Raw genomic sequence first — 12,761 nt, 5'->3', positions numbered from 1 at the left:
TCACACAGAGGTGAACCATCGTGACCGGTCCCGCACGCATCGACACCCACCACCACATCGTTCCGCCGCACTACCGCGACTGGCTTCTCTCCCGCGGCGTGACCGCAGGCGGTCTGCCCATCCCGCAATGGGACGTCGACACCGACCTCGCCTTCATGGACAGCCAGGGCATCCAGACCGCCGTCATGTCGGTCTCCACCCCCGGCACCTACCTCGGCGACGGCGCCGAGGCCACCACCTGGGCCCGCAAGGTCAACGACTACGCCGCCGAGATCGTCAAGGACCGCCCCGACCGCTACGGCTTCTTCGCCACCCTCACGCTGCCCGACGTCGACGGCGCGCTCGACGAGGCCGCCCGCGCCCTGGACGAGCTGGGCGCCGACGGCATCGTGCTGCTCGCCAACCAGAGCGGCACCTATCTCGGCGACCCCGCCTTCGAACCGCTCATGGCCGAACTCGGCCGCCGCGGCACCGCCGTCTTCATCCACCCCGCCGAGCTGCCCGGACCGCTCGTCCCCGGCATCCCGCCCTACGCCGCCGACTTCCTGCTCGACACCACCCGCGCCGCGATGAACCTCGTCCTGTCGGGCACCACCACCCGCCACCCGGACATCCGCTTCATCCTGTCCCACGGCGGCGGCTTCCTCCCCTACGCCGCCCATCGCATCGCCCTCGCGCTCCAGGCGCACCAGCAGGTCAGCGGGGTCCAGCCCGTGATGTCCCACGAGGCGATCCTCGCCGAGCTGCGGCGCTTCTACTTCGACACCGCCCTCAGCGCCAACCCCGACACCCTCCCCACCCTGCTCGCCTTCGCCGACCCCACGCACATCACCTTCGGCAGCGACTTCCCGTACGCCACCGCCGAGATGTCCGCCTACTTCACCCGGCAGCTCGACGCCTACCCCCTCGACGACCACCAGCGCGCCGCCATCGACCGCGGCAACGCCGAAGCCCTCTTCCCCCGGCTCGCCCGCTGACAAGGGGAACCCGCAAGGCCGTTGAGCCCCGCCGGTCACTCCGGCGGGGCTCAACGGTTCGAGGTCCGGGTCGCGAACCTCCCCCGGGAGATGGGGTGTTCGCTCAGGCGGAGGCGCGCTCGGCGTCGCCGTCGGCGAGCCGCTCGGCGTAGCGGATGAGGGCGGCGGTGGTGCGTTCGATGTGCTCGCGGAGCGCCCGGGTCGCGCCTGCTTCGTCGCGGGCGACGGTGAGTTCGGCGATGGCCCTGTGCTCGGCGGCGATGTCACGGGTGGTGTCACCGCCGAACTCGTGGGACCAGTACTGGTAGAGCTCGGCGCAGTCCCGCAGCCCGGTCGCGATCGCCTCCAGCCGCGCGCTGCCGCAGCCTGCGAGCAGGGTGTGGTGGAAGTCCCGGTGGGCGACGGTGAACGCCGGGTCGACGTGACCTTCGGGGGTCAGCATGGGCGTGTGCGCCAGGGCGTGATGCGTGGCGACGACCGACGCCTCCCAGGCCAGACTGCCGTGCTTGACCGACTCCGCGAGGGCCAGGGTCTCGATGAGGACGCGTGTGCGCGTCAGGTCCTGGAGGTCGTCGACCGTCAGGGCGGCGACCGCGAAGCCGCGCTGGGGGGTGGCTTCGACCAGACCTTCGCCGGCCAGCCGGGTCACTGCCTCCCGGACGACGGAGAGGCTCACGCCGTACCGCTCGGTGAAGTCGCCCATCCTGAGCCTGCTCCCGGGCGCCAGTTCGCCGCGGAGGAGGCTGCCACGGATGCGGTCGTAGACCTCCTGGGCGCGGGTGGGCTTCGTGGGACTCGTGGCCATGGGGGAAGTCTAGGCGAGCGGTCCGGGATATCGACACCGGGAAAGAAAATCGATTTTACGTTGACGGATCGATTTCCCGAGCGCACGATGTGGTCCACGCCCTGCACCGTCGAGGGCCGCAGCGTCGCGGTCCCGATCAAGGAGACGTTCCATGACTGACATCCAGGTCCCCGTGCTCATAGTGGGCGGCGGTGGCGCCGGTCTCACCGCCTCGATGACGCTGTCCACCCTCGGCGTCGACTCGCTGCTGGTGAGCGCCCTGCCGGTCACCTCGACGCTGCCGAAGGCACACGTGCTCAACCAGCGGGCCATGGAGATCTTCACCGAGGTCGGTGTGGCCGCCGAGATCTACGAGCGCGGCACCCCGCCGGAGCACATGCGGGCAAGCGCCTGGTACGCAGGTCTCGCCGGTCCGCACGAGAACTACGGCCGCAAACTGGGCGAACTCGAAGCCTGGGGCGGGGGTTACACCGACCCCGACTACGTGGCCGCGAGCCCGTGCCGTACCTGCAATCTGCCGCAGATCCGGCTCGAACCGGTCCTGAAGGAGCACGCCGAGAAGCTGAACCCCGGCGGTGTCCGCTTCCACCACGAACTCGTCGACCTGGTGCAGGACAGGGACGGCGTGACCGCGACCGTCCGCGACAAGGACACCGACACGACGTACCAGGTGCGCTCCCGCTACCTGATCGCCGCCGACGGCGGACGGACCGTCGGTCGCCTCGTCGGCGTGGAGATGAACGGACAGCGGGACATCATGAAGATGCTCTCGATCCACATGAGCGCGGACCTGTCGCCGTGGGCCACCGACGACGACGTGCTGATCCGCTGGCTGGTCAACCCCGACTTCGGAGGATCGTTCAGCGGCGTCCTCGTCCCCATGGGCCCGGACCACTGGGGTCCGGCGTCGGAGGAGTGGGTCTTCCACATGCAGTACGCCACCGGCGACCCCGACGCCATGAAGGAGGAGAAGGTCCTCGCGCGCATGCGCGCCACGCTCGGACTCCCGCCCGAACTGGTGCCCACGGTGCACCGGATCAGCACCTGGACCATGGAAGGCGTCATCGCGGACCGCTTCCGCGCGGGCCGGGTGTTCCTCGCCGGTGACGCGGCCCACCGCCACCCGCCGACGGGCGGTCTGGGGCTGACCTCCGCGATCCACGACGTCTACAACCTGAGCTGGAAGCTGGCCGCGGTCCTGGCCGGTCGCGCGGGCGACGGTCTGCTGGACACCTACGAGACCGAGCGCAAACCGGTGGACCAGCACAACATCGACAGCGCGATCGCCAACGCGCTGAACCACTTCACCATCGACCGGGCGCTCAACCTGTCGGCGGACAAGACCCCGGAGCAGAACTGGGCCGAGCTGGCCCCGCTGTGGCAGGACCTCCCGGACTCGGCGGCCAAGCGGCACGCCCTGAACCGGGCGATCGCCTCGCAGACCATGGAGTTCCACCACCACAACGTCGAGTTCGGCTACCGCTACGACTCCACCGCGATCGTGCCGGACGGCAGCCCCGCGTACGTCCCGCTCGACCCCGTCCGCCTCTACGAGCCCAGCACCCGGCCGGGTCACCCGATGCCCCACGCGTTCGTCGAGCGGCAGGGCGAGCGCGTCCCGCTGGGCGCCCTCGTGCACGGCGGCAGGTTCCTGCTCCTGGCGGGGGAGGAGGGGGGCGCCTGGGTCGAGGCCGCCGAGAAGCTTGCCTCGGAGAACGGCGTGCCCCTGGTGGCCGGCACCGTCGGCGTCCTCGACTCCGACTTCATCGACGTGCGCTGCGCCTGGCTGAAGAACCGCGGCATCTCCCCGGCCGGTGCCGTCCTGGTGCGTCCCGACCGGTACGTCGCGTTCCGCTCGATCGACGCCGTCGCGGACCCGCACGCCGTACTGAAGGACGCCCTGTCCCAGGTGCTGTCGACCGAGCTGCGCTGACCCCACGAGCCCTTACGAGGAGAATCCCCATGCGTATCGCCAACCTCGCCGGACGGCTCGTCCTGGTCACCGCGACAGGCGCCGTCGACGTCGAAGAGGCCAGCCGGGGCCGGTTCGGACCGGACCCGACAGCCGTGTACCGCGACTGGCGGGACTTCACCGCCTGGGCCGCGTCGGCAGACCTGCCCGACGGCACGCCCCTGGACGAGACCCTGCTCGGCGCGCCGGTCCCGGAGCCCGGTCAGATCTTCGCCATCGGACTCAACTACCGCGAGCACGCCACCGAGAGCGGGCTCGACTTCCCCGTCGAGCCGCCGGTCTTCACCAAGTTCCGCACCTCGCTCACCGGACCGTACGGCGAACTCGCGCTGCCCGGCGACACCGTCGACTGGGAGGCGGAGTTGGTCGTCGTCATCGGCCGGGAGGCACGCCATGTCACCGCGGCCGACGCGTGGGCGTACGTCGCCGGACTGACCGTCGGACAGGACTACTCCGAGCGGACGCGCCAACTCCTCCCGCCCGCACCGCAGTTCAGCCTGGGCAAGTCCTTCCCCGGCTTCGCGCCGATCGGACCGGTCGTCGTGACCCCGGACGAGTTCCCGGACCCCGGCAACCTGGAAATCGGCTGCAGCATCGACGGGGAGCAGGTCCAGAAAGCCCGGACCGGCGACCTGATCTTCTCGGTCCCGGTCCTGATCGAGCGGCTCTCGGCGGTCCTGCCGCTGCAGCCGGGAGACCTCATCTTCACCGGAACGCCCAGTGGTGTGGGCGGCGGACGGAACCCCAAGCGGTTCCTGGTCGCCGGTGAGGAGGTCGTCACCTGGGTCGAGGGCATCGGACAGCTCCGTCAGCGCTGCGTACCCGGCATCCCGTATACCACCGCCTCCTGAGACCCGACAGGGAAGGAAGGAACACCATGGCCCTGCACCGCCTCACCTCCATCACTGTCGGCGTCCCCGACGTCGAAGCGACCGCCGCCTACTACACCGACTTCGGCCTCACCCCGCTCGGCGGGAACGCGTTCGCCACCGCGGACGGCGGCGAGCAGTTCAGGCTCGCCCACGCACCGCGGCGCCGCCTCGTCGAGATCGGCATCGGCGCGGAGCACCCCGACGACCTCGACCGGATCGAGCGTCAACTCGGCGCCCTGGAACTGCCGGTCGAGCGGTCGGCCGACTCGCTCGTGACCGAGGAGCCGATCGCCGGGTTCCGCGCCGTGATCTCGGTGGCGCCCCGGATCGAGCAGCAGCGCGTCGAACCCACGCCGTACAACGGACCCGGACGGATCGACCGCGCCAACACGCGGGCGTCCGGCGTCCTGCGCGAGGGCCGGGTGACCCCGCGCAAGCTGGGGCACGTGGTCATCGGGTCCACCGACCAGGCGGCGACCCAGCGGTTCTTCACCGACGGCATCGGGTTCAAGGTGAGCGACGTCGTCCCGTCCCTGGCGGCGTTCATGCGCTGCTCGACCGACCACCACAACGTGCTGGTCCAGCAGGCGCCGGTGAACTTCCTCCACCACACCTCCTGGCAGGTCGAGGACATCGACGAGATCGGGCGCGGCGCGATGGCGATGCTGGAGGAGAACCCCGAGCGGCACGTCTGGGGACTGGGCCGCCACCACATCGGGTCCAACTTCTTCTGGTACCTCAAGGACCCCGCCGGCAACTTCTCCGAGTACTACTCCGACATCGACTGCATCGTCGACGACGCGCTCTGGAAGCCGGGCGTCTGGGAAGGCGCCAGGAGCCTGTTCAACTGGGGTCCGCCGCCACCTCCGTCGTTCCTCATGCCCGAGGACCTCGCCGCGATGATGACGGGGGCGCACAGTGCGGGCTGAGAAACCCGGACCCGTCGCCGTACCGGAGGAGTGGACGCCCGACCCGGAAGCCGCCTCCCGCACACGGATCGCCGCGTTCGTCCGGTGGCTGGACGCCCGGGGACTCGGTGACTTCGCCGACTACGAGGCGCTCTGGCGCTGGTCGGTCACCGAGCTGGAGGAGTTCTGGCAGGCGATCGCCGACTTCTACGACGTCCGCTTCCACGAGCGCGCGGGGCGGGTGCTGGCCGACGACGCGATGCCGGGCGCGGTCTGGTTCCCCGGCGCCACGCTCAACTACGCCGAGCAGGCGCTGCGTCACACCGGTGAGCGGACCGCCATCGTCGCCGTCTCCGAAGGCGGGCACCGGCACGAGGTCACCCGTGACGAACTCCGCGACCGCGTCGCCTCCCTCGCGCACTGGCTGCGGACCGAAGGCATCGGGCCGGGCGACCGGGTCGTCGGCTACCTCCCGAACATCACCGCCACCGTCGTCGCGTTCCTCGCCACCGCTGCCGTCGGCGCCGTCTGGTCCGCCTGCTCCCAGGAGTACTCGCCCGACGGCGCCGCCGACCGCCTCGGCCAGCTCGAACCGACCGTGCTGTTCGTCGCCGACGGCTACCGCTACGCGGGCAGGGAACACGACCGCTCCGCCCACAACGACCAGCTCCGCCGCCTCCTGCCGTCCGTGCGGACCACCGTGTGGGTCCCGCACATCGGCGGCACCCAGCCGCCCGGCACCGTCCACTTCGACACCCTCACCCGGGGCGACCACGCGCTGGAGACGACCCCGGTGCGCTTCGGTCACCCGCTGTGGGTGCTGTACTCCAGCGGCACCACCGGCCGCCCCAAGGGCATCGTGCACGGCCACGGCGGGGTCACCCTGGAGCACCTCAAGTTCCTCGGGCTCCACGCGGACCTGGACGCCGCCTCCCGCTTCAGTTGGTACACCAGCACCAGTTGGATGATGTGGAACATCCAGGTCTCCGGACTGCTCCTCGGCGCCACGATCGTGCTCTACGACGGCAGCCCCAGTTGGCCGCACCCCGGCGCCCTGTGGCAGCTCGCCGCGGACGAACGGCTGACCTTCCTGGGCACCAGCCCCGCGTACCTGACCGCCGCCCACAAGGACGGCACCAGCCCCGGCACGGCCTACGACCTGAAGCTGACCGGGCTCGGCAGCACCGGTTCACCCCTGCCCTCGGGCACCGCCCAGTGGCTCCACGAAACCCTGCCCGCGACCTGGCTCGCCGCCGCCAGCGGCGGCACCGACATCGTCTCCGGCTTCGCGGGCGGCGTACCCACCCTCCCGTCCCGTCCCGGCGAGATGCAAGCCCGGACACTCGGCGTCGCCCTCGAAGCCTGGGACGAGCACGGGCAGCCCGTCACCGACGAGGTCGGCGAACTCGTCGTCACCCGCCCGATGCCCTCGATGCCGCTGTACTTCTGGAACGACCCCGGCCAAGTCCGCTACCGCGACGCCTACTTCTCCACCTACCCCGGCGTGTGGCGCCACGGCGACTGGGTCACCGTCACCACCCGCGGCGGTGTCGTCGTCCACGGCCGCTCCGACGCCACCATGAACCGGTACGGCGTCCGCATGGGCAGCGCGGAGATCTACGAAGTCGTCGACCAGGTCGAGGACATCGCCGACGCGCTCGTCGTCGGCGTCGAGGAACCCGACGGCGGCTACTGGATGCCCCTCTTCGTGGTCCTCACCCCCGGACACGACCTGACCCCCGACCTCGTCGCCCGACTGCGCGACCGCATCCGGACCGAGGTCTCACCCCGCCACGTGCCCGACGACGTCATCGCCGTCCCCTCCCTGCCGCACACCATGACCGGCAAACGGCTCGAAGTCCCCGTCAAACGCATCCTCCAGGGCGCCCCGCCGTCCAGCGTCGCCAACCCCGCCGCACTCGTCTCCGCCGACGCGCTGACCCAATTCGTCCGGATCGCAGCCGACCGGATGGCGGGCCGCCCCGACGCGGGTCACGCGGAGCGGCGCGCAGAGGCTGGGTGAGCCGCTGCGCGCCGCCGACGAGAGGTCGCCCGGTGACCGGTGACCGACTTCACCGGTCACCGGGCGACACGGGGTCAGTGGTGGCCGTTGTGGCCACCCTGGTGCTGGGTACCGCCCTGACCGCCCTGACCGCCCTGACCGTTCTGACCGTTCTGGCCGGGCTGACCGCTCTGACCGTTCTGACCGTTCTGGCCGGGCTGACCGCCCTGGCTGGGCTGGCCGGACTGACCCTGGTTGCCGGTCTGCCCGTTCTGGCCGCCCTGCTGCTGGGTGCCGCCCTGGCTCTGACCGCCCTGGCCGGCCTGGCCGCCCTGCCTCGGGTTGCCGCCCTGGCCGTTGTGGCCGCCGTGGTGCTGGCCGCCGCCCTGGCCGGGGTGACCCTGGTGGTTGCCCTGGCCGCCCTGGCTGCCGCCGCGGGGCCCTCCGCCGGGGACGCCGTGGTGCGCCCCGCCGTGGCCGCGGTCGTGACGGCCGAGGAGGTCACCGAGGTGCCAGCCGTTCCGGACGGGGTCGCGACGGCCACCCCAGGAGGCGTCGTCGACGAACCGGCCGCGGTCGTTGCGGAGGGTGGCGGTGTCCGAGTAGTTGTCCCAGACGTAGTTGCGGCGGTCCTGGTACACGTCCCGGAAGGTGTCCCGGCCGACGCCCGTGTGGACACGGACCGTGGAGCCACCGCCCAGGCGGAAGTGGCGGAAGGTGTAGGCGCGGCCGTCCTCGTTCGACAGAGTCCAGCCGCTCAGGTTCACACTGCGACGGGAGGTGTTGCTGACGTCGATCCACTCCCGGTTCAGGGAGGAGTTGGAGCCGTTGTCGAAGCCCGGCGAGTCGTACTGCACACCACTGATCACCACGCCCGAACGGTACGGGGCCGCCTGGTGAGGGCTGGTCTGGGCGGACGCCGGCAGCGCGGCCGCACCGAGCGCGGCGCCCGCGGCGAGAGACGCGGCCGCGATGCGGGAGATCGAACGAGAAGACATCAACAGTGCTCCCCTTGGGGTACGAGCCCACCCCTGACCAGCGTGAACAGGTCAGAAGCGGGCGATGCGCGGGTCCCGGCTGATGCCGAGGACACATAGCCTGCACGTCCGCCCGGGTTGAGGGGATGCGCATCGTTTCGTGTTGCCGTATCCGGATATTTCCGTGACGGTCGCCTGTAGTACTCAACCAACCCCACAGGAGGCGACGCCCAGTTCGCGGGCGTATGCACCCATCCTTTGATCATCGCGATGGGAGCGGTTTCCAGCCACGCGCGGCTCCGCCGAGCCGCCCGGCTTGGTCGCGCAAAAGGTGTTTTCGGTGCGTAACAGGAAAATACGAACAGTAGACGAATGAGCGTTCCATGATGCGTCAGGCGTTCGCATTCGGGTCACGATGAGCACGAAGAGCCGAGGCTTCTACGAGTACGGCGACATGCTCCGCTGCCGATGCGAGCCGCTGCGCGGCGGCAGATCCACGAGCATCACCGCGAACACCGGGGAATCGACGAGCAGGGCCGCCAGGCTTTCGGCCCGAGTCTCCATCAGCGCGCGGTGCAGCCGTTCGGCCGTTCCCGTTTTCCGCCATTGCTCGCGCACCATCAGCTCCGAGAAATGGAACGTGGCGGTACGCTCCGGGGCTGTCTCCAGGTGGTCCCGCCACCACTCCCGGCTTTCGGTCGCGGGCGCCCCATAGGCGAAACCCACCACCTCGTCGCCGTCGTACCCGATGACGCAGGAGAAGTCCGGGTGAGCGCGCCCCAGTGATCCACGAACCAGGAGAAACGCTGGTTGAACTCGTTCTCCATCTCGGCGGCGTAGACATCGTCGTGGACGTCGAGCAGCGTCTGCCGGATGTCTGGCAGGTCGTCGTGGCCGTAGTGGCGCAAGCGTACGGGGGAGGTCATCGGCCCGGCTCCATCCTGATCGGTGACGGTCAAGGCTGCGGCGCCTCGGAGGCGTCCCCAACACGGTGGCGGATGACGGCACTGATGGCCAGGGTTCGGTCGGCCACAGGACGCCGCCCGGACCCTGCTCCGCCTGCGCCGCCTTGCCTCTCTGACGCGGGAAGAGCTGGCCGAGCGTTCCAGCGTGTCCGTCGATGTGATCCGCCAGCTCGAACAGGGGCGTAAGTACTCGGCACGCCTCCCCACACTGCACGCGCTGGCCAACGGGCTCGGGGTCGAGTTGACCACGCTGCTCGGGGACCCACCGGCCGTGTCCACGGGCGAGACGGACGGTCCGCGCTTCGTGGCGGTCCGCAGGGCCGTCATGCCCGTGCTGTGTGGGTCGGAGCCCGAGCCGCCGGGCCCCGACTTCTCGCTGGACCGTCTCCGTGAGCAGATCGCGGACGGGTGGACCCGCTATCACGCCGCCGAGTTCGACATGGTGATGAAGGCGCTGCCGGACCTGCTCGCGGACGCGCGCACCGCCACGGCGTCGGAGGGCGAGGACGACCGACGGGCCGGTTTCGCAGCCTTGGGCAAGGCGTTGCAGCTCGCCGGACACATCGCCGTGCGGATGGGCAAGACGGACCTCGCCCTGACCAGCCTGGAGCGCGCCATGGACGCTGCGCAGTGTTCGTCCGACCCGCTGCTTCTGCCGATGATCGTCAACTCGACGGCGTGGACCTATCAGCGGCAGGGGCGCCTGGAGGACGCGCTGAGTATCGCCCTCCGTGCCGCTGACGACATGGTGAGCGCAGGCCGCGACGAGACGGCCGACGGCCTGAAGGTGTGGGGCGCTCTGACGATGAGCGCCGCCACGTCGGCGGCGCGGAGCGGTGACTACGAGCGCGCGGCGGCGATGATGGAGCGGGCGGAGAAGGAAGCCGCCCGCGTCTCCAGGCTCCCCGACGGTGGCGACAACCGTATGGTCAGCGTCTTCAGCCCGTCGTCGGTCCGCATCGAACGCGTCCGGCTCGCCGTCCAGTACGGGCACTCCGAACACGCCCTGGCGCTGGCCAAGGGGATGCGGTTGAGCAAGGACACCCCGCCGTCCTGCGGCGCATGCGGGACCACCTGGAGGGGCGCCGTCCCTACCCCGGCGCGGTCTGATTGCCAAGCGGCGCCCCGTGTGAAAGCTTGGCCGGGAGCCCCGAAAAGGGAGCTTCCGGACGAGGGGTGCCGTACCCGGTGTGCGACAAGACGGCCCGCGGGAGGCTGTCGTGGCGTGGCTCGTTCTTGCCGTATCGGGTGTGCTGGAGGCCGTCTGGGCCACCGCGCTGGGGAAGTCCGAGGGGTTCAGTCGGCTCGTACCGTCGCTGGTGTTCGTCGTGGCGCTCGCCGCGAGCATGGGTGGACTGGCGTATGCGACACGAGACCTCCCGGTCGGTACGTCCTACGCGGTGTGGGTGGGGATCGGGGCGGTTCTCACCGTGCTGTACGCGATGCTCACCGGGGGCGAGTCGGTGAGTGTGCCGAAGGTGGTGTTCCTGGCGCTGATCGTCGGCAGCGTGATCGGGCTGAAACTCACCAGTTGAGCAGGGGGGCGTCGTGGACTCGGGGGCAGAACGAACCATGGTGGCCGTTCCGGCGGGGCGGGTGATCCTGTCCGACCGGCGGACACAGCGCAGTTGGCCGGTGAAGGTCGCGCCGTTCCTGATGTCGGCGTTCCCGGTCACGCAGGGGTGGTACGCACAGGTCACCGGTCGGTGGCCGGGCAGTGTCCGAGGTGAGCGGCTGCCCGTCGAGGGTGTCTCGTGGTGGGACGCGGTCCGGTTCTGCAACGCGCTGTCCCGGCGCGAGGGGCTGACCCCCGCCTACCGCCTCCCCGACATTGAGACCGACACCGACGCCGCCCCCCACTGGGACCCCTCCGCGAACGGCTACCGCCTGCCCACCGAAGCCGAATGGGAGCACGCCTGCCGCGCGGACACCACCGGCCCGCGCTACGGCGCCCTCGACGAAGTCGCCTGGTACCAGGGCAACTCCGACGGTCGGCTCCATCCCGTCGGCGGCAAACAGCCCAACGCCTGGGGTCTCCACGACATGCTGGGCAACGTCTGGGACTGGTGCTGGGACGTCTACGACCCCGAGGTGTACGGCACTTATCGCGTCCTGCGCGGCGGTGGCTGGGCGGACGCGCACTGGAGCTGCCGGGCATCCGTGCGCCGACGCGGTCACCCGACCTTCCGGATCGACGACGTGGGCTTCCGCGTCGCGCGCTCCATACCTCGGTGACCGGGAAGCGAGTGTGACGAGCGTCACGCGACCAAGTGCGGATTCGAGTGCCGATCGGACCCCGTCCCGGGCCTGAGGAGTGACCGCACTTCGCATCGTCAAGGAGACTTCCCGATGACCTCGGCTTCCGAGAAGCCCCGACCGGACTACGGCGTCGCCATCAAGTGGCAGCAGGTGATACTGCCGACGGACCGGAGGGACGCCACCTACATGGTCGGTGTCGTGCCCACCTCGGACATCCCGGATCAGGTGGCGGCGCCGTCTCTCCTGATCGGTCTGGCGCAGAAGCTCGTGAGAGGGCTGGCCTGGGACCGCCTGAACGTCGCCATCGGACCCGCTCAGCGAGCCACCCCCCACAAGATCCAGCTCTATCGGTTCCGGGACAGGTCGTTGTCGGTGGAACTGAACCTGCTCACCGGACCGGTGCCCGGTCGGCGCCCCGGACTGCTGGCGGCCCTGACCGCCAGGGAGGCGGCGATCGACGGACGCGACCGCGAGGTCGACGACTTCGCGGTGGCATGGCTCGGGATGCCGCCCAAGCACGCGCCGCAGTGGAGGGAAGCGGTCTCCACCGCGCTGCTCACGGACTGGGCCGAGGCACTGCGCCAACCGCACACCGCCGACGACTCGGTGCTGCGGCTCCTGAAGCGGGAGACGCTCGCCGAACACCGCCGTCTGCAGCCCCTGTGGGAACGCAAGACCGCCGGTCAGCGGTGGCAGTCGCTGGACAAACCGATCGGGACCGGGGTGACGCTGGGGGATCTGGTCGTCGACGGTTCGAGCGCCGAGGACGCCGTTCTGCGTTCCCTGCTGAGCGACGGCCGCGTCGCCGCTGTGCTCCGGCAACTGCACGCGGACGAGACCTGCGTGGCTCAGGAATGGGCCGAGTCCGGGGAGACCTGGCGGCAGGCGGCGGTGGCCGCCGGGCTGCCCGCCGCGTACGGCGAGCGCGTCCGCCGCAAGCTCAAGCGGCTCGGGCGCGACGCGCGCCGTGCCGCCCAGCCCACCCGTACCGATGACCACTGAGACACGGCTGTCGGCGGGGGCA

The 12,761-nt window shown here is 70.6% G+C and carries 11 protein-coding genes, 1 pseudogene and 1 riboswitch; of the genes and pseudogenes, 9 read left to right on the top strand and 3 right to left on the bottom strand.

What is annotated here, in order from left to right:
• The first annotated feature begins 20 nt into the window (after positions 1–20).
• Complete coding sequence (locus tag IF655_RS07640) at positions 21–977, top strand: amidohydrolase family protein (protein WP_199583217.1); 957 nt, start codon at positions 21–23, stop codon at positions 975–977.
• 103 nt (positions 978–1,080) lie between these two features.
• Here the strand turns inward: IF655_RS07640 and IF655_RS07635 are convergent, their stop codons facing one another.
• The gene (locus tag IF655_RS07635) at positions 1,081–1,782 is read right to left on the bottom strand and encodes a GntR family transcriptional regulator (protein WP_199583215.1); all 702 of its coding nucleotides are present in this window, start codon (positions 1,780–1,782) and stop codon (positions 1,081–1,083) included.
• A 151-nt stretch (positions 1,783–1,933) separates the two neighbouring features.
• Between IF655_RS07635 and IF655_RS07630 the strand changes: the two genes are divergently transcribed.
• From IF655_RS07630 to IF655_RS07615, 4 genes are read left to right on the top strand one after another with little or no spacing between them, the layout of a single operon-like run.
• Entirely contained in the window at positions 1,934–3,715 is a 1,782-nt protein-coding gene (locus tag IF655_RS07630) for an FAD-dependent monooxygenase (RefSeq protein ID WP_199583213.1), read from the top strand.
• A 29-nt stretch (positions 3,716–3,744) separates the two neighbouring features.
• Positions 3,745–4,605, top strand: a complete 861-nt coding sequence (locus IF655_RS07625; protein WP_199583211.1) for a fumarylacetoacetate hydrolase family protein — start codon at positions 3,745–3,747, stop codon at positions 4,603–4,605.
• Between the two features lie 26 nt (positions 4,606–4,631).
• Positions 4,632–5,555, top strand: a complete 924-nt coding sequence (locus IF655_RS07620) for a VOC family protein (protein WP_199583209.1) — start codon at positions 4,632–4,634, stop codon at positions 5,553–5,555.
• Complete coding sequence (locus IF655_RS07615) at positions 5,545–7,557, top strand: acetoacetate--CoA ligase (RefSeq protein ID WP_199583207.1); 2,013 nt, start codon at positions 5,545–5,547, stop codon at positions 7,555–7,557. Before IF655_RS07620 ends, IF655_RS07615 begins: the two co-directional genes overlap by 11 nt.
• 74 nt (positions 7,558–7,631) lie before the next feature.
• Here the strand turns inward: IF655_RS07615 and IF655_RS31625 are convergent, their stop codons facing one another.
• Together IF655_RS31625 and IF655_RS31620 are read right to left on the bottom strand one after the other, a co-directional pair.
• Entirely contained in the window at positions 7,632–8,534 is a 903-nt protein-coding gene (locus IF655_RS31625; protein WP_307814879.1) for a lamin tail domain-containing protein, read from the bottom strand.
• A gap of 417 nt (positions 8,535–8,951) precedes the next feature.
• Positions 8,952–9,239 carry a hypothetical protein gene (locus IF655_RS31620; protein WP_307814878.1) on the bottom strand — a complete coding sequence of 96 codons (288 nt, stop codon included), beginning with the start codon at positions 9,237–9,239 and terminating at the stop codon, positions 8,952–8,954.
• A gap of 324 nt (positions 9,240–9,563) precedes the next feature.
• Here IF655_RS31620 and IF655_RS07600 point away from each other — a divergent pair.
• From IF655_RS07600 to IF655_RS07585, 4 genes and pseudogenes are all read left to right on the top strand, one after another.
• Positions 9,564–10,532: pseudogene (locus IF655_RS07600) on the top strand (helix-turn-helix domain-containing protein); the annotation flags it as partial.
• Positions 10,533–10,620: 88 nt separating this feature from the next.
• Positions 10,621–10,688: riboswitch (guanidine-III (ykkC-III) riboswitch) on the top strand.
• Positions 10,689–10,698: 10 nt separating this feature from the next.
• A complete protein-coding gene (locus IF655_RS07595) occupies positions 10,699–11,013 on the top strand; it encodes a multidrug efflux SMR transporter (protein WP_199583206.1) in 315 nt (104 codons plus the stop codon).
• 37 nt (positions 11,014–11,050) lie between these two features.
• Positions 11,051–11,713 carry a formylglycine-generating enzyme family protein gene (locus tag IF655_RS07590; RefSeq protein ID WP_199583205.1) on the top strand — a complete coding sequence of 221 codons (663 nt, stop codon included), beginning with the start codon at positions 11,051–11,053 and terminating at the stop codon, positions 11,711–11,713.
• Positions 11,714–11,827: 114 nt separating this feature from the next.
• Entirely contained in the window at positions 11,828–12,739 is a 912-nt protein-coding gene (locus IF655_RS07585; RefSeq protein ID WP_199583204.1) for a hypothetical protein, read from the top strand.
• Positions 12,740–12,761 lie beyond the last annotated feature (22 nt).

This window comes from Streptomyces sp. DSM 110735, from assembly GCF_016482685.1.
Taxonomy (GTDB): domain Bacteria; phylum Actinomycetota; class Actinomycetes; order Streptomycetales; family Streptomycetaceae; genus Streptomyces.
This window is presented reverse-complemented; position numbering and strand designations above follow the sequence as displayed.